Origin of the sequence: Bradyrhizobium sp. 613_E4_N2_2 (genome assembly GCF_052075995.1) — a bacterium.
GTDB lineage: Bacteria > Pseudomonadota > Alphaproteobacteria > Rhizobiales > Xanthobacteraceae > Bradyrhizobium > Bradyrhizobium barranii.
The window spans coordinates 5194353-5209324 of record NZ_CP197234.1; the positions used below are offsets into that span (position 1 = coordinate 5194353).

Sequence of the window (14972 nt, forward strand, 5' to 3'; positions counted from 1 at the left end):
AACGCCCTCCCCGCATCTTCCATTTCAAAATCGATAATTGATGCCGCCGCGGAAGGTGTTGAGCTTGTCCGTGCTTGCGCCCGTGCCGACCACCTGCGTGAAAAGATATTCACCCTTCAAGGACCAGTTAGGTGTGAAGCCATATTCGATGCCCAGGCCTGCAACGATGCCAGGGCGCCAGGCGGAGGCCGCGCAATTCGGGAGCACACCAAGCGTACCGCAAGGCAAGCCCGCAATTGAGGTGCCATTGGCGCTCGATTTCACAAATGCCGCACCGCCGGTTACGTAGAGCAGCGAGTTATTCAAAGCGACGCCAACGCGTGCTCTTGCCGTTCCAATGGCGCTGACCTTGGACGCGATATCGAGCGCAATACCCTGCCCAATGCCAGCAATAGCCGGATTTGAGATGCCGTTGCCCTTGATGTTCGCCCAATCAAGATCACCCTCGAGGCCGATCACCACATACCCCTGCTGGATCTGGGCGCCCATGGTGCCGCCGAGCATCCCGCCACTGATATTGAAGCTTGTACGGTCGAACCTGTTAGAGACGAGCGTCAGCGGATCTTGCGAGCCCCAGCCGTAACCTCCGTTCACGCCGACATAGAGGCCGGTCCAGTTATAGACCTGGGCCACCACGGGCGCGCTCTTATAGGCCTGCACAGGAAGGTCTGCCGCAAAGGCGCTGGTAGAACTGACTGCAGCAAATGCTGCTCCAATAATAGACTTCTTCATGTCGTTCATCACGAAAACTCCGCTCCAAAAGGGCCAAGAGGCCGACGAGGGCCGGCTGCCAAGCCGGCCTTTGCGTTAGCCAGCAAAGATCAGTATGCCGCAACGACGGGTCCACCGAATTTGTAGTTCACGCGCACTGTGATCAGATCCACATCTTGGCTGATCTGATTGACCACAGCAGCAGCGCCTGCCGGTACCGAGAAGGAATTGTTGGCATTCCCCATGATCAAGCGATCGTATTCAATGGCTGCCGACCAGTTCGGCGTGAAGCCGTATTCGAACCCAACGCCGATGGCGCCGCCCCAACGGGTTGAGGTCGCATAGTTCAGGCCAACGCCTCCAAACGTGGTCGCTTGAAGAAGGTTGTTGTTCGTCACCGCCGCGCCGCCTTTCAAGTACAGCAACGCTGCGTTCCAGGCGTAGCCAACCTGGCCGGTGAAAAGGCCCAAGCTAGTAACCTTGGAAGAATCGGTAAGAAGCGGATTAACAACACTCACGTGTGAACTGCGCATGCTTGCCCAGTCGCCCTGGCCTTCCAGACCGAACACAAACTGACCAGCCTGCCAACGGTAACCGACCTGTCCACCGATGACGCCTCCCGACTGACTGTGGCAACCGTCGGGAATGACCGCGCCACCTGCCGGTACGACGCCCCAGCAATTACGGCTCGTTCCATATCCGCCGTTACCGCCGATGTAGAAGCCGGTCCAGTCGTAGACTGCAGCCATCAAGGGGGCCTTGACCGGGGCGTAAGTTCGCTGCGGCAGGTCGGCAGCGAACGCAGGGGCTGCGAATGCAGCGAACGCAGCAGCCGCGAGTACGATCTTCTTCATTTTTGAATCCTTTGGAAACACATCAGCCGCAAGTTCGAGGGCCTGTACCGAAAATATTTGGGTCAACTACCGGTCGCTATGTAAAATCGGACAACCGAAGAAAGAAGTTGGCCCGTTGCAAATTCGGTACACTGCAGTGCGACGCTTCCGTTTCGGCAGCATCAACCGACCTCAAGGCCAGTCTTGAAGCCAAATGCTTCGTCGGAAACCGTTCACTGAACAAGGCGGCCTACCACGTGCCGAATGCCATTTCGCAGGCGGCTGCGTCCGCGCTTCTTTTAGGCGCGCTCGGAGGCGCGAATTGCACTTAGTGAATTTGCGCGCTGCGGCCGATGACGCCGGCTCAAGCGCATCGCGTCATCCCGCTCTTTGTACCCGCGACCTCGCCACCGTCTCTGATGGGCGCTCGCCAAAAAGGGCCTTGTATTCCGAGGCAAAACGACCGAATTCAGTAACGCCGTGTTCGCTCATGATGTTTGTGACTTTACTTGACGGCACACATTTTCCGCGGAGTGCACGGCGGACCATGTTGAGTTGACGTAGCTTAAGATAGCTTGCCGGCCCGACGCCCAGCTGCTGCCGGAACGTCCTCAACAGTGTCCGGCTTGTTACGTCAGCAGCGAGGGCCAAGTCAGCAACCTGAAGCCCTCCCCATTTCTGACCACGGGCATACTTCAAAGCTTTTGCCACGGTGTCGCTGGGCAATCGGGACTTTTCTGTTGGGGGACGCATTTCGCTATCCAAATCCGCAATTGCGGTGATCAATGCATTTAAACTGGCGACACCAAATCCATGGAGCGTCGACGTTTGCTTCTCGCGCATAAGCACGGCGGTGCTCGCGGCTGCCGCAGTCAAACATTCGAACAATTGTTCCGGGGGCGAAATGACGCGCTTTTCCTTCTCGAGCCATGCGAGACGTTTTCTGCCGGTCTTAATAGACAATGTTTCAAAAAACCCAACACGCATCGAAATCGACATCCAACGATGGATGCCGCACGACGCGAACGTAAAATCGCTCCCAGGCGGAAGCACCACAAAGTCCCGAGGCTGAAGGACTTGACCGTCAAAAATCAGACGATCGGCAATTTGCTCGCCCTGGAAAATAAAGCTCAAAGTATCCGGACGCGAAACGCCGTGCAAAATCTTGGAGCCTCCCTCCACGCCAAATTGCAAGACGATCGAACCCAATTTGCAATGACCAACCGACCAAGGGGCTTGACTGGGACCAGTCAGCAGGAAATCCACCGTCGCCCCAATAACCATGTCAGAATATTGGTCAAAGCTAAGGCTGAGCAATGGTACGTCGCTAACAGCCGCCAACGGAAAACTCCTCCCACTCGGCTTTCTATCGGCTCGCGGTGTCATCTTGATACCAAGCATCGCGCGCATATCCTTGAACACGACAGCAATCGCTTCGACGACCGGCTTGCTGGGTTTGGCCTTGCAGTACGGTATGACCTCGTGCTCCGCTTCTTTCGCTCTCCTGACGTTGAGACGATGCATACGGGCGAGACCGTCGTACCAACCACTTGGGAACATATCCGCGTCTTCCTGCCAGGTGCCCGCAAGTTAAGCGCAGGTCAGCGCCTGAATGTCGACATGTCCTTCGCTATCTACGCAGGCGCTCAGGTTGGTCTGAGCGCGCGCCGATTGTATTGCCGCCAGGCGGAGTATTGCAGCGAGAGGATCAGTGCTCTGTGTGCAATTGCTCAACATTTTCCGATTGCTGCTTTGGAACCTGTGAGTCACGCTCGAACTCGCGCCCGCCAAAAAAGGCCGGCACGAGTTCGCGCGCTCAAGACATTTTCCGCGCAGCATGATTGGTCCAAGTGCCGTCAAGTCCGCTTGATGCCAGGCGGCTGCCACGTCCCTTTGCCGACCGGAAGAATCGAAGGCGCTTCTGTCTTCGGCCAGTAGAGCCGCATCGCCGTATAAATCGGGCCGTTCGGCGCCGGCAGCCAGTTCGATTCCTTGTCCGCACCCGGCGACTTGTGCTGGATGTAAAGCGTCAGCGACCCGTCGGCGTTCTTCTTCAAGGTCGGCAGCATCGGCGAATTGATCAGATAGCGGTCGATCGGATTTTCGATCAGCAACTGGGTCTTGCCATCGTACATTGTCACCGACCAGAAGGCGTTGACCGGCGGCAATTGACCGGCCGGGAAAGTCAGCGTGTAGTTATGCTGGCTGCCGTCGAGCGGCCTGTCTTCCGAATCGAATTTTCCGAGCGGATAGGTCGCTTCCACCGCATCGTTTCCATAGATGCCCGCCTTGGCGCCTGCGGCGCGTTTCAGCCAGTCGCGATTGAAGAATGCGGCGTCGCCAAAGAGGGAGCTGAGCCGCCATCCGTCGACCGACACGCCGGCCTTGTCGATGGCCTCGTCGATTTTTCGTTCTCCTTGCTTCATTCCAATGAGAATCTCGGCTTTGTGCTCAAGCGGGAGATCCCTGAAGCTGAAGGTCTTTCCGCTCCCGACACCGATGCGCGCGAGCTTCGCCCGGATATCTTTCTCGTTCTCGAGCGCCGGCGCGAACTGCAAGCAGAAATCGAGATACTCGAAGAAGTTCGTCTTCACGAGTTCCTTGTCGATCTTCGGAAAACTCACGGCCGGCGAAGCGCGCGGCGCCGGCTGCTTCAGATAGGCGGAAAGCGGCTGCGCCTTGTAACCGGCTTGCACCTTCGTCACGTTGTCGATGTCGCCCGGATCAAGAAGCTGGGTGCGGTACAGGGCGAGCGAGAACAGCGTGCCCGACTGGAACACCTTCTTGATTCCGGCGGGAGTTGTCCCCTTCCACTCCGGTCCGACGACCATGTAGTCGCCAGCATCGCTTCCAGTGGCGCGGCTGCCGATATAACCGTAATTGAAGGTATTGCCGTCGATAAGCTGGACAGAGTAGTAGCGCTTTGGATCCACCGCCGGGACCGAAAGCACCATCGGCTCCGCCCTCAGGTCCATCCACACAACCGAATAGGGCGTGTCGCTGTTCGGTGAAATGACGGCGGTATCTTTATAAGTAAAGACGTGGGATTCGTTCTTGATCTGATTGAACGGCGCCTTGAACTGTCCCGAGTTGCGGTCAATGGCGTATTCGTACATGATGCCGTAGTTCATCACGATCGGCAGGCCGTAGATGAATCCGGCTTCGGCGATGTCCTTGGCCTCGATAATGCCAGGGTAGCTCTGTGCCATCATGCGGCTTGGCCTCGCAATCGCGGCGCCGGCGGCGATCGCCGCGGTGGAGCGAAGTAAGTCTCGCTTCGTCAACATTTGCCGTACTCCATTATTGTTCGATTGAGTTATCGAATCGATCTGCATTCGGATCTCGGAACACCCATTGCAGTTTATTGGTTGATACACCGACCGACACATTGACCGCGGCCTCCGGCTTGCCAGCGACGCGACAGCGACCAGCCTGCAAGATTGTCACATACTCATGATCGCGACGCCCGGCCTGCTCCTGCCATAAGGTCGTTCGAACTGCCGCGCGGCTCGCTAGTAGCAAGGCGGATAGGGGTAATAGCCACAGCGCGGCGGCCCATAGTAATAAGGATAGGCAGCCACAGCAGCCGCTCCAACAGCCGCGGCCCCGGCAACAGCAGCGCCGCGATAGTAAGCGCCGCGCCAAGCCGTTCTGCGGGCGACACCAGCAAACGACAGCGGCGTCAGCGGCCGGCCAATGATGTCGATGAAGATCGATGCCGGTCCATCGGCTCCTGCCAGATCACCTTCGAGCACATCGACATCGAAAGTCAGCTTGTCGCCTTCGAGCTTCGGCGACTTCAGCACAACCACCGCGTCGAAGACAGCCGATCCGTCCTTCTTGAATCCGGACACCGTAGCGTTCGGCGGATCCTTTGCGAAATTGTCGCTGCCGCTGCCCCAATCCTCGACGATCCGCGTCGTCAGATCATGCCCGGCAGACCGCACAGGGCGATCCGCAAATACGATGGCATTCGGAGAAACTCCGGCGAGAACGAGCTTTCCGTCCTTGAGGCTGGCGCCCTTGGAGTTGAGAACAAACAACGACGGAACGACCTCGGGCTTCGACTGTCCGATGGATTTCTCCAACGGCATGTGCGGCTTCGGCTCGGCTGCCGATTGAGCGGAAAGGATCGTCGGCACACACGCTATGCCAGCAGCGGCAATGGCGAGAAGAGCGGCACGCAGTATTGTCATTGGTTCACCTTTCTATATCCTGTCCGCACGGCGGCAGGCCGAAGTCGTGCCCTCAAACGGGGCACCTCGGCTGCCAGATCCCTGTGTCCCGTGTCATGCTCTCCGCCCCAACTCAGACCATCGTCGCTGGCATCCGGTGAGCACCGGGAAGTGGTTTTCACGCCGCCATTTCGCGGCAACCGGGGAAGATATCTTGCCATTTCACGCCAATGGCTGCGGCCTTCGCTAATTCTTGCTGCCGGATCGCTATCGAATTCTTACAGATAAGCCGCATAGGACTGGACCCAGAGCACGATACGGGCGATGAGCCCGATGGGACCCGCATTTTCGGCGAACACTGTCGCCGTGCCCGACGTACCGAGGCGCAAGATGGAGCGGTTGGCGTCCGCTGGAAGCGAAATCACCGCGGGATACGCGCTCGTACCGCCGACTGATCCGACACGAGCGAGCATCCCTGATACCGCAATCTGCCCCTGACCGACGCCCTCCGGAATCTCCGTGATCCTGGCCTCGTAGATGCGTCCAGGGTCGTTGTCGAAAACGAGTCTCACCCGCGCGCCGGGCTTGATGGTGCCAAAGCCATTCTGCGAAAACACACCGACAATGGAAATGTCGGACTCTACGATAAAGGACATCGCCGCACGCGCCTGCAGGGCGCGCGCACCGACCGCGAGCGCCACGACGCTGGCGTAACCGTCCGAGGGCGCCTTGACGGTCGTCTGCTCAAGCTCCCATTTTGCGTCATCGAGTTGCGCATGAGTCTGCACCACGGTGGTGTTGACACCGCCGATCGACGATTCGAACGAGGCCCTCGCGCTCCGCTGTTGCGCCTTTGCGGACTGCAACTGGGCAATCGTAATATCGAGTTGCTCGCGCGTGTCCTGTTCACGAAACGAGGTGGCGGCTCCGCTGTTCGTCAGGGAGGCGATATCGTTCAGCCTCTTTTCATGAAAGGCGACCTGCTTTTCAAGACCCGTCACGTCGGCATTGGCTTGATCGTAATTCGCCTTCAGCACCTCGGCCTGATGCTGAGCGGCGATTAGTGCAGCTTCAAGCTGACGGACCTTGTATCGAAACGGCGTCGGGTCAATTTCGAACAAGACCTCGTCGGCCTTTATCGGCACGTTTGGTTTGACGGGGAGCGCAATCACCTCGCCACTGACGTTCGGCGTCACCTCCACGACACGTGATACGACCACGACGCGCCCGTTGGGGGTGAGATAATTCAGCATCGCCATGAAGACGGCGAGAATCGCAATGCCTGCAAGGGCCGCGACGGCTCCGGACGACCAATTCAAGCGTATCAGCTTGAACTTTGAAAATGCCAGCCAAATCAAGACAAGGTAGCTGACGAGAATGATGAACATCGTTTGTCCTGTCGCAGCGGTGGCAGGCTGAGGCAAACGTTCTTCGGTCAGTGCCGTTAGAACGGTTTTTTCCCTTGTCTAGGGCGCACGACGTTACTCCCGCTTGGCTGGGAAGATGTCTTGCCATTTCGCGCCAATCGCGACGGCTTCTGCGGATTGCCCGTATGCGGCTCCTTCACGAGACGGGACTTGTCATTTCCTTGAACAGTTCGCTGCCGCCGATAGATGACAGGTTGCATCCTTGTCAAACGCATGAAGACACGGCTGAAGCTGCTCGTTCCCGCATAGCCGAGGCGCAAGGCGATGTCCGATATACGCTCGTTGGATTCTAGAAGCAGGTAGCAGGCCGTATCGAGGCGCACTTCCGCAACCATGTCACTGTAGCTGGTGCCCATTCCGGCGAGATGACGCTGCAACGAGCGCGGGCTCAACCCCAGCTGGAGTGCTGTGTGTAGAAGGGCTGCGTCACCGTGACACAGTGAGGCAGCAATCGCTGCCCGCACCGAGTATCGGGAAGGTATTTGAACTGGCTTCATAGGACCGAAGACATCTGGTGAAGAGCAGCGCCGTGACGCCTCGTCTAGCCTTCATCTTGCTGGAGCATGAGTGGGAAATCGTGAGCGGTCTTGCCATAAGCCGCCAAGCCGAAAACGAACAGCGCGCCTGCTCCCAGCGGGTCAACCCAGACCCTCCCCCCTTCGGCCTCCAAATGCATCGGGCAACATTTTGCAATACGCGCCAACCGAGAACTGTTAGGCTTTCGACAGTTCAGCCAAGCCGCATCCCGAAACGGGAGAGGCCGCCGAAACTCAAATTCTGCACGAGACAGAAAAATGACCATTCCTTTGACCCGTTGCCAATTCATTATTCCTTTTGCTGCCATTTGTGATGCGATCGGTGCTCCAACGGAGGCGTTGCTGACCAAGTTTCGCCTTCCGGCTTCTTTAGAGGAAAAGCCTGAGCACTATATCCCGATCCTGCTAGCCATACGTTTCGCGGAAGCCGCACAGCGGTCGCAAGGCATCACAGACATTGGATTTCAAGCTGCTCGCCAACTGCATTTCGGCCACCTGAGCGAGAAGATGCGCGCCATCATCCGCTTCTCCCCGACACTGTTCATTGCCTTGCAGCAATTGTGCAAATGGGCGTCGATTGAAGACACGACCGTGAGTGTGTGGCTGGAGCGCGACGACAATCACGTGAGAATTTGCAGCAAGCTCGCGGACACGGCCGGGGTGCCGCATCTTGAGCATTCGCAGTGGCTTCAGAACGTTTACGTGATGCATATCGTAAGGCAATTTTCCGGCCCCCACTGGGTTCCGGCGACGATGGCCTTCGAAGCCCGCTATGAACCGAGCCTTGAGACTCGATCGTTCTGGCAAAATACCCGCTTTATATCGGATCAGAATTCCTCGTGGATCGATATTCCCGTTTCATTCCTGGATCTCCCCAATCTCGCCGTCGAGACGCCGGCGCCTTCACATAGCGACGACGTTGGGCCGTCCGGCCACGAAATCGTCTCAGCAGTCAAATTGATGCTGCCATCCTACCTGGACGATAGAATTCCAACTATCGCAGAAATCGCAGAGATGGCTGGCATCAGCATCAGAAGCTTTCAGCGCAAACTGTCAGGCGCGGGCGTTTCATATTCTGACCTCCTTGACGGGGCCCGCTTTGAAAATGCCGCTAAACTTCTTCGCGACACGAATGCCAAAATTATCGATGTCGCATTTTCATCGGGCTACTCTGACCCCGCGCACTTCACACGCGCTTTCCGACGATTTTCCGGAATTACACCGAGAGAGTTTCGCGGCAAATGGAAGCCGCAATAAGTGTCGGTCTCGTGATATGAGCTTCCAACGCGAAGCTCGGCTTTCGATTGGCGTATATTGGTAATTTTCGGCAGCATATGTCCGCTGCTGAGCGTGGGCCTCGGTTTGTCGCCGCATGCAAAACCGAAGATTTTACAGTTGCGAACCGACGGCTTGGTGGACGGCCACCGGCAATATCAAGTGGGGCTCAACGTTCCCGTAAGACCTCGACTGGTGGGACCATTTGGTCGCGTCGATGGAGGTCAACCTCGCAAGCACAATCTCTCAAAGCTGACGGACAAATCCCGTCCCAACTTTTCGATCTTGAATTCACAGTAAAATTTGCGCGGCTCGGAGGCATGGCGACTTCGGCAAGTATCGGAATCAATCGACGCAGTAGACGTATACAAAGTCGGAACGGCCTCCTCTTGGCCTCTCGCCAATTTCCGCCCGATACCGTCTATAGTCAGTCGAACTGGGTATGGATGGTCCGGTTTGCGCGATGAGCTGCCCTCCCGCAAAGTCTGCACCGCATGACTTCGCCAGCACATGTTTCGGCGTAATTGTCGACTACTGAAGGACTGCAGTTAGAAGTCTTTCAGTCCAGGGGGTCGAAACTGAATGCGATCACGCGTTTGCAGCGCTGGCGCCCTTAGTCCGTCGACTCTTCTCATGTAAGAGCCATTGATAATGATCTTACTATTGGCGCGGCGAGCAGGACAACAGGCGACATCACGGCCCACGAAACCAGCCATGAGCCGAGCCAATTCCACGGGAAATGGCCGGTTGCGGACGCGGAAAGGCTCGCGATGCCTGCAGCAGCAAAGGAAGTCAATCCCGATTGGATAACGCCAAAGATGAAGTGACTGTAGCGACGCGGGATTGCCAACATAGCATCTCCAAACTCAAAGCGCGCTCAGTCCGCCATCGACGACGAGATCAGCTCCGGCCACGTAGCTGCTTTCGTCAGAAGCCAGGAACAGCGCTGCCGCAGCAATCTCCTCCGGGCGACTAAGGCGGTTGAGCGGGGTGGCAGCCTTGAAGCTCTCCCTGATCGCGTCGGCGCCTTCTTCCGTTGCCGCCTGCGCGTCGATGATGGGCGTGTCGATCGCGCCCGGACTGATCGCGTTGACACGGATGCCGCGGTCCTTGAGTTCAGCGGTCCACGTTCGCACAAACGAACGAACGCTTGCCTTGGTGGCGCTGTAGGCAGTGTAGCCCCGAATGCCCTTGAAGGCGGCGATAGACGAAATCAGGACGATGGCGCCTCCGTCACGGAAGAGAGGCAGCGCCTTCTGAACCGTGAACAGAAGCCCGCGCACATTGATGCCGAAGGTCTGGTCGAAATTTTTCTCCGTCACTTCGACGAACGGCTCCGGATCGATGAAGCCCGCATTTGCGACCAGGATGTCGATCCTTCCCTTCTCGCTCCGGATCCTCTCGTAGAGCCGATCGAGATCCTGGAGGTTCTGGACGTCCCCTCGAACGGCCGCTGCGCGCTCTCCAATCAGGGCAACCGCCATTTTGAGCTCGTCCTGGCGGCGGCCTGTGATGTAGACAAATGCCCCCTCCCTCGCAAACCGCTGGGCCGTCGCGAGTCCGAGACCACTGCTACCGCCTGTTATGAGCGCCACTTTACCTTGCAGTCTTGGCATCATTCCCTTCCTTCCAATCAGGATGCGACTGAGAGCCGGGCAGCCGCTTGCTTCGAGGCCGGCGCCAAGAGCTTATTGTCGATCAGAGACTGCAGGGCCTTGCGGAACGACACCTCCGTGTCGACCACCGTTACGAAGCCGGCCTGGCGCAGCTTGACGGTGCTCACGAAGGCCCTCGGTCCCGCCGGGGCGCCATAGGCGAAAGCGAAGTCGGCATGTTGGTCCCCTTGACCGACGAGATCCCGCAGACTCCGCGAGCGAAGACCATACTTCGCGACGATCTTGCCCCAAACGTCGGCGTGTTCCGCGAGGTACGCCGTCACACTCATCGGCGTGTCCGGTCCGGCCTCGACGCCGAGGGTTTCGGCGATCCCCGGCCACACATTGCGCCACTCGAACACGTCGCCGTTGGTTATGTTGAAAGCCTCGTTCGCTGCCTGAGGCGACTGCGCAGCCCAGACCGCCACGTCCCCGACGAGATCTGCATCGGCCGCTTCCCAGACAAACGACGGGCCGCCCGGGAAGCCGAACGGCTCACCCTTCTCGCGACGGATTGCCGCGTAGGCTCCGATGGCGGGGAGCACGTTCAGCGCCCCTGGGGTGGGACCGGTGACGAGCTGCGGACGCAGAGCCGTATAGCTGAAACCGTGCTTGGCCCCCATCTCACCCACATAGGCTTCCTGATCGAAGAAGAAGTTCGGGTGATCCTTGCGGGCATCACGCTCGCGGGCGGGGATCGGGATCGGATGCAAGTGCACGCCGTAGACCTTGGTCCCCTGCAGGACGCTGATGTGCTGGAAATTCTTCGCGCTGCGGACGATGGGCTCCACCACGTTGCGCAGCATCGCGTTGTTGGTATCGATCTGGTCCTTGCTCGACCATCCGGCGACCAGCTCGGGCTTTTCGTGCAGGGCCGTGTAGGCGACGTGCGTGACGTCGGTCAGCGGCTCGAATGCGGCGCGGGCCTTTTCCCGATCCCGCAGATCGACGGACAGGAAATCGACGTCGCGGCCGCTCGGCAGTTCGGGCTTGCGGCGTGAGACGCCTACCACGTCCCATCCCGCATCAAGAAACCTCTCGATGGCCGCGACGCCCAGCAGGCCGCTTGCGCCTGTGATCAGGACCTTCTGCGGAGCGATCTTGCTTTGATTGGTCGTATTCATGATTTCAATCCTCGTTGTTGTGGATGATTGTCGCGCGTGAAGAAGCTCACGCGGCCGATGCGTTGGCCTCGAGCCATTTCGCGATGTTGTCCGCGGCATCGCCGTAGAAGGTCCGATAGAGATCTTCGGTCACGTAGCCGATGTGAGGGGTCGCCAGGAGGTTCTGCAACTTCCGGAACGGATGATCCGGAGGCAGTGGCTCCACGTCGAACACGTCGATTGCAGCGCCGGCGATTCGGCGCGCCTGCAGCGCTTCGATCAGAGCCGCTTCGTCCACGATCGGAGCGCGCGACGTGTTGACGAGCCTCGCCGTCGGCTTCATCGAGGCAAGCTCGGACCCGCCGACCAGGCCTCTGGTGCGCCCGCTCAGAACGAGATGGATCGTGACGACGTCCGCCTCGCGGAACAGCGTCTGCTTGTCGACGAGGACGGCACCGGCGGCACTGGCCTTCTCCGCGGTCAGGTTCTGGCTCCAGGCGATCACCTTCATGCCGAAAGCAAGTCCGATGCGCGCGACCTCATTTCCGATGTTGCCCAAGCCCACGACCCCGAGGGTCTTACCTCGCAGATTCGAGCCGAGGCCGGTCTGCCACCCGCCCGCCTTGAGCGAGGCGGCCTCGTGATCGATGCCCCGCATACTCGCCAGGATGAGCGACCAGGTGAACTCGATGGTGGGCGTCGCGTCGTATCCTGTCGCGGTGACTGCGATCCCGAGATCGGTCGCGGCCGGACTGTCAATGGACGCGTTTCGCGGCCCGGTCGAAGCAATCAGCTTCAGGTTCGGTAGCTGCTGCAGAATCTCCCTGGGAAGCGGAGTGCGCTCCCGCATGACGCAAACCACATCGAACGGCCGCAACCGTTCGATGACGGCCGAGGGGTCGGCCAAGTGGTCATTGAACACGACGATCTCGGCGTGCCGACGGACGTCAGACCAGTCAGCGAGCCGCAGCGCCACGTTCTGGTAGTCGTCGAGGATCGCAACCTTCATTGCAGCCCTCCCTCAGCGTTCGGCGGCGAAGAACTTGGCCAGAGCTCCAGCTACCGCCTTGGTGTCGTTCTCCATCGGAATGTGGCCGGCCGACTTGATCCGGACGAGCCGCGTTTGCGGAATCTCGCGTGCGTAGCGTTCGGCGTAGTCGACCGTCTGGAAGCCGTCGTCCTCGCCCCAGACGAGGAGCTTCGGGGTCTTGGAGTGCAGCAATGCCGGCAGCATCTCCATAGTGTAGCGATGGTCGGCAGCGCCTGCGAGCGCCAGCCAGGATCGGGCGACCCGCGGGTCCGTCCACGGGTCGAGATATTCCGCAATCTCGGCCTCGCTTGCCGGGCGTCCAAGCGCCTTCACGACGGATACGCGACGCGCGGCCAGAATGTCGTCGCGCGTGGTGGCCGCAGCGACCGCCGGATCCCGGAAGCGGGCGACGCCGGGTATCGGCCAAGAGTCGTACATGGTTCCGTTCACGACCGCGACGCGCGGTACCTCCACCGCCTTCGCGAGCATCAAGTGCTGCGCGACGCCTCCGCCGATGTCATGACCGGCCACCATGACCGGGTCCTTGTGTCCGAGCGCCTGGAGGAAACGGACGAGCCAGGCCGAGAGACGCGGCACCGAAGCCTCGGCAACCGTGAGTTCCCCTCCGGAGCGACCGAAGCCGGGAAAATCCACCGCCACCGGGCGGAGACCCGCAGCAGCGATGTCGTCGAGCACCGGCAGCCAGACACGGCTCCAATAGGTACCATGAAGCAGGAGAACCAACGGCCCGTCTTTGCCGGCCGTCAGATAGCTGATCGGAACACCGCCTACATCGACGGTTTCGCGTCTTGTCATCGCACTATCCTCTCCACGTGTTTCTCCCTGAACCGTCACGCCACCGACGCCCTGGTCGCGGTTTGTCCGAACAGGATCTTCTTCCCCTCCTCCGTGACGGCCGGGCGGCTCGAGTACGGCTCGCCTTTGGCGTAGGCCCGCTGCGTGCCGGGGCGGCTGCGCACCGAGTCGAACCAGCGCCGGAGGTTAGGGAAGTCCTCCAGATTCTGTTGCTGACGCTTCCAGGGAACGACCCAGGGATACGAAGCCATGTCGGCGATGCTGTAGCTGTCGCCGCCAATGAAGGCGCGGTTTTCCAGGTGCCGGTCGAGCACGCCGTAGAGCCGGTTCGTCTCGTTGACGTAGCGGTCGATCGCGTACGGGATCTTGGTCGGGGCGTAGACGCCGAAATGGTGGTTCTGACCGGCCATCGGTCCGAGCCCACCGACCTGCCAGAACAACCACTCCGCCGCGGTCTTGCGGCCACGCACATCCTTGGGAATGAAGCGACCGGACTTCTCGGCCAGGTACAGCAGAATGGCGCCCGACTCGAATACGCTGATCGCCTCGCCGCCGTCGGCCGGCGCGGTGTCGATGATCGCCGGCATGCGGTTATTCGGCGAGATCGCCAGAAACTCGGGCTTGAATTGATCGCCGCCACTGATGTCGACCGGATGGATCGCATAATCCAGCCCGGCCTCTTCCAGGAACATCGTAACCTTGTGGCCGTTCGGAGTAGGCCAGTAGTAGAGCTCGATCATCTGCGATCTCTCTGTGCGCTAAGCGCGAGGCCGCCACGCAGAGGCGAACGGCGGCCTTCGCGCGTCAAGCGGCGGGTCTCAGCTTGCCCGGCGCGTTCCACTCGGCTCCCTTCATGAAAGGGTCGAGCGGTGTCTGCGCCAGGTGGTTTGTGTAGTTCGAGATGAGCTTGGTCGCGGCGAGGACGAGCACGTCCAGCATCGCGCGGGTGTCGTAGCCCGCCGCCTTGAATGCAGACACGTCCGCTTCGCTGAGGACTCCGCGGCTTCGCGTCACCTTGGCCGCGAACTGACGCAAGGCCTCGAGCTTGGGATCGGCGATCGGCCGTCCTTCCCGTACAGCCGCGATGGCCTCCGGCTCAACCTTCGCCATGCGCGACAGGTTCGTGTGGCCGGCCATGCAGTACGTGCACTCGTTTTCGTAGATGATCGCGATATAGGCGACGTTGCGCTCCTGCGGCGTGAAGCCCGTCTTCTCCGCGATGCTCCACAGGGTCGCGTAAGCTTCCAGGGCGGCGGGACTCTCCGCCAGTACGCGGTGGAGGTTCGGAACGAGGCCCCAGGACTTCTGAACGCTGTCGAGGATCTCCGTCGAGTCCGCCGGCGCCGAGGACGCGTCGTGAAGTGTGAAACCGTTGATCATCCCTCGTCTCCTTTACGATGTGACGGCGACA

The 14972-nt window shown here is 59.6% G+C and carries 15 protein-coding genes; 1 reads left to right on the forward strand and 14 read right to left on the reverse strand.

The features are described 5' to 3' along the window. Positions 1 to 24: 24 nt before the first annotated feature. The 7 genes from AB7290_RS25195 to AB7290_RS25225 all read right to left on the reverse strand — a co-directional run bounded on the left by AB7290_RS25195 (position 25) and on the right by AB7290_RS25225 (position 7643). Positions 25 to 741: an outer membrane protein gene (locus tag AB7290_RS25195; RefSeq protein ID WP_085402257.1), complete on the reverse strand. Its 717-nt coding sequence runs from the start codon at positions 739 to 741 to the stop codon at positions 25 to 27. Positions 742 to 821: 80 nt separating this feature from the next. After that, positions 822 to 1565 (reverse strand): outer membrane protein, encoded by a 744-nt coding sequence (locus tag AB7290_RS25200; protein ID WP_085402306.1) that lies wholly within the window; start codon positions 1563 to 1565, stop codon positions 822 to 824. Positions 1566 to 1922: 357 nt separating this feature from the next. Further along, positions 1923 to 3104, reverse strand: a complete 1182-nt coding sequence (locus AB7290_RS25205; protein ID WP_349642898.1) for a helix-turn-helix domain-containing protein — start codon at positions 3102 to 3104, stop codon at positions 1923 to 1925. A 296-nt stretch (positions 3105 to 3400) separates the two neighbouring features. Next, positions 3401 to 4831, reverse strand: coding sequence for a DUF1254 domain-containing protein (locus tag AB7290_RS25210; protein WP_085402256.1), 1431 nt, complete (start codon positions 4829 to 4831; stop codon positions 3401 to 3403). A gap of 225 nt (positions 4832 to 5056) precedes the next feature. Continuing rightward, on the reverse strand, positions 5057 to 5740 hold the full coding sequence (locus AB7290_RS25215; RefSeq protein WP_434057404.1) for a hypothetical protein: 684 nt from the start codon (positions 5738 to 5740) through the stop codon (positions 5057 to 5059). A 257-nt stretch (positions 5741 to 5997) separates the two neighbouring features. After that, positions 5998 to 7107, reverse strand: a complete 1110-nt coding sequence (locus AB7290_RS25220; protein ID WP_354080403.1) for an HlyD family secretion protein — start codon at positions 7105 to 7107, stop codon at positions 5998 to 6000. A gap of 56 nt (positions 7108 to 7163) precedes the next feature. Next, positions 7164 to 7643, reverse strand: a complete 480-nt coding sequence (locus AB7290_RS25225) for a helix-turn-helix domain-containing protein (protein ID WP_085402254.1) — start codon at positions 7641 to 7643, stop codon at positions 7164 to 7166. A 297-nt stretch (positions 7644 to 7940) separates the two neighbouring features. Between AB7290_RS25225 and AB7290_RS25230 the strand changes: the two genes are divergently transcribed. Then, a complete protein-coding gene (locus AB7290_RS25230) occupies positions 7941 to 8939 on the forward strand; it encodes an AraC family transcriptional regulator (RefSeq protein ID WP_085402253.1) in 999 nt (332 codons plus the stop codon). 649 nt (positions 8940 to 9588) lie between these two features. Here AB7290_RS25230 and AB7290_RS25235 read toward each other — a convergent pair. The 7 genes from AB7290_RS25235 to AB7290_RS25265 all read right to left on the reverse strand — a co-directional run bounded on the left by AB7290_RS25235 (position 9589) and on the right by AB7290_RS25265 (position 14941). Next, entirely contained in the window at positions 9589 to 9810 is a 222-nt protein-coding gene (locus AB7290_RS25235; RefSeq protein ID WP_085402252.1) for a DUF2798 domain-containing protein, read from the reverse strand. Between the two features lie 13 nt (positions 9811 to 9823). Further along, positions 9824 to 10573: an SDR family NAD(P)-dependent oxidoreductase gene (locus tag AB7290_RS25240; RefSeq protein ID WP_085402304.1), complete on the reverse strand. Its 750-nt coding sequence runs from the start codon at positions 10571 to 10573 to the stop codon at positions 9824 to 9826. Positions 10574 to 10590: 17 nt separating this feature from the next. Continuing rightward, positions 10591 to 11736 carry an SDR family oxidoreductase gene (locus AB7290_RS25245; protein ID WP_085402251.1) on the reverse strand — a complete coding sequence of 382 codons (1146 nt, stop codon included), beginning with the start codon at positions 11734 to 11736 and terminating at the stop codon, positions 10591 to 10593. A gap of 46 nt (positions 11737 to 11782) precedes the next feature. After that, complete coding sequence (locus AB7290_RS25250; protein ID WP_085402250.1) at positions 11783 to 12724, reverse strand: D-2-hydroxyacid dehydrogenase family protein; 942 nt, start codon at positions 12722 to 12724, stop codon at positions 11783 to 11785. Between the two features lie 12 nt (positions 12725 to 12736). Next, entirely contained in the window at positions 12737 to 13561 is an 825-nt protein-coding gene (locus AB7290_RS25255; protein WP_085402249.1) for an alpha/beta fold hydrolase, read from the reverse strand. A gap of 35 nt (positions 13562 to 13596) precedes the next feature. Further along, the gene (locus tag AB7290_RS25260; protein ID WP_085402248.1) at positions 13597 to 14301 is read right to left on the reverse strand and encodes a glutathione S-transferase N-terminal domain-containing protein; all 705 of its coding nucleotides are present in this window, start codon (positions 14299 to 14301) and stop codon (positions 13597 to 13599) included. 64 nt (positions 14302 to 14365) lie between these two features. Continuing rightward, positions 14366 to 14941, reverse strand: coding sequence for a carboxymuconolactone decarboxylase family protein (locus tag AB7290_RS25265; RefSeq protein WP_085402247.1), 576 nt, complete (start codon positions 14939 to 14941; stop codon positions 14366 to 14368). Between the last annotated feature and the right edge of the window lie 31 nt (positions 14942 to 14972).

Coding starts and splice junctions, on each gene's coding strand:
- AB7290_RS25255 (WP_085402249.1), bottom strand. CDS start 13,561: ATGACAAGACGCGAAACCGTCGATGTAGGCGGTGTTCCGATCAGCTAT.
- AB7290_RS25265 (WP_085402247.1), bottom strand. CDS start 14,941: ATGATCAACGGTTTCACACTTCACGACGCGTCCTCGGCGCCGGCGGAC.
- AB7290_RS25205 (WP_349642898.1), bottom strand. CDS start 3,104: ATGTTCCCAAGTGGTTGGTACGACGGTCTCGCCCGTATGCATCGTCTC.
- AB7290_RS25245 (WP_085402251.1), bottom strand. CDS start 11,736: ATGAATACGACCAATCAAAGCAAGATCGCTCCGCAGAAGGTCCTGATC.
- AB7290_RS25240 (WP_085402304.1), bottom strand. CDS start 10,573: ATGCCAAGACTGCAAGGTAAAGTGGCGCTCATAACAGGCGGTAGCAGT.
- AB7290_RS25235 (WP_085402252.1), bottom strand. CDS start 9,810: ATGTTGGCAATCCCGCGTCGCTACAGTCACTTCATCTTTGGCGTTATC.
- AB7290_RS25215 (WP_434057404.1), bottom strand. CDS start 5,740: ATGACAATACTGCGTGCCGCTCTTCTCGCCATTGCCGCTGCTGGCATA.
- AB7290_RS25230 (WP_085402253.1), top strand. CDS start 7,941: ATGACCATTCCTTTGACCCGTTGCCAATTCATTATTCCTTTTGCTGCC.
- AB7290_RS25260 (WP_085402248.1), bottom strand. CDS start 14,301: ATGATCGAGCTCTACTACTGGCCTACTCCGAACGGCCACAAGGTTACG.
- AB7290_RS25200 (WP_085402306.1), bottom strand. CDS start 1,565: ATGAAGAAGATCGTACTCGCGGCTGCTGCGTTCGCTGCATTCGCAGCC.
- AB7290_RS25220 (WP_354080403.1), bottom strand. CDS start 7,107: ATGTTCATCATTCTCGTCAGCTACCTTGTCTTGATTTGGCTGGCATTT.
- AB7290_RS25210 (WP_085402256.1), bottom strand. CDS start 4,831: ATGTTGACGAAGCGAGACTTACTTCGCTCCACCGCGGCGATCGCCGCC.
- AB7290_RS25225 (WP_085402254.1), bottom strand. CDS start 7,643: ATGAAGCCAGTTCAAATACCTTCCCGATACTCGGTGCGGGCAGCGATT.
- AB7290_RS25195 (WP_085402257.1), bottom strand. CDS start 741: ATGAACGACATGAAGAAGTCTATTATTGGAGCAGCATTTGCTGCAGTC.
- AB7290_RS25250 (WP_085402250.1), bottom strand. CDS start 12,724: ATGAAGGTTGCGATCCTCGACGACTACCAGAACGTGGCGCTGCGGCTC.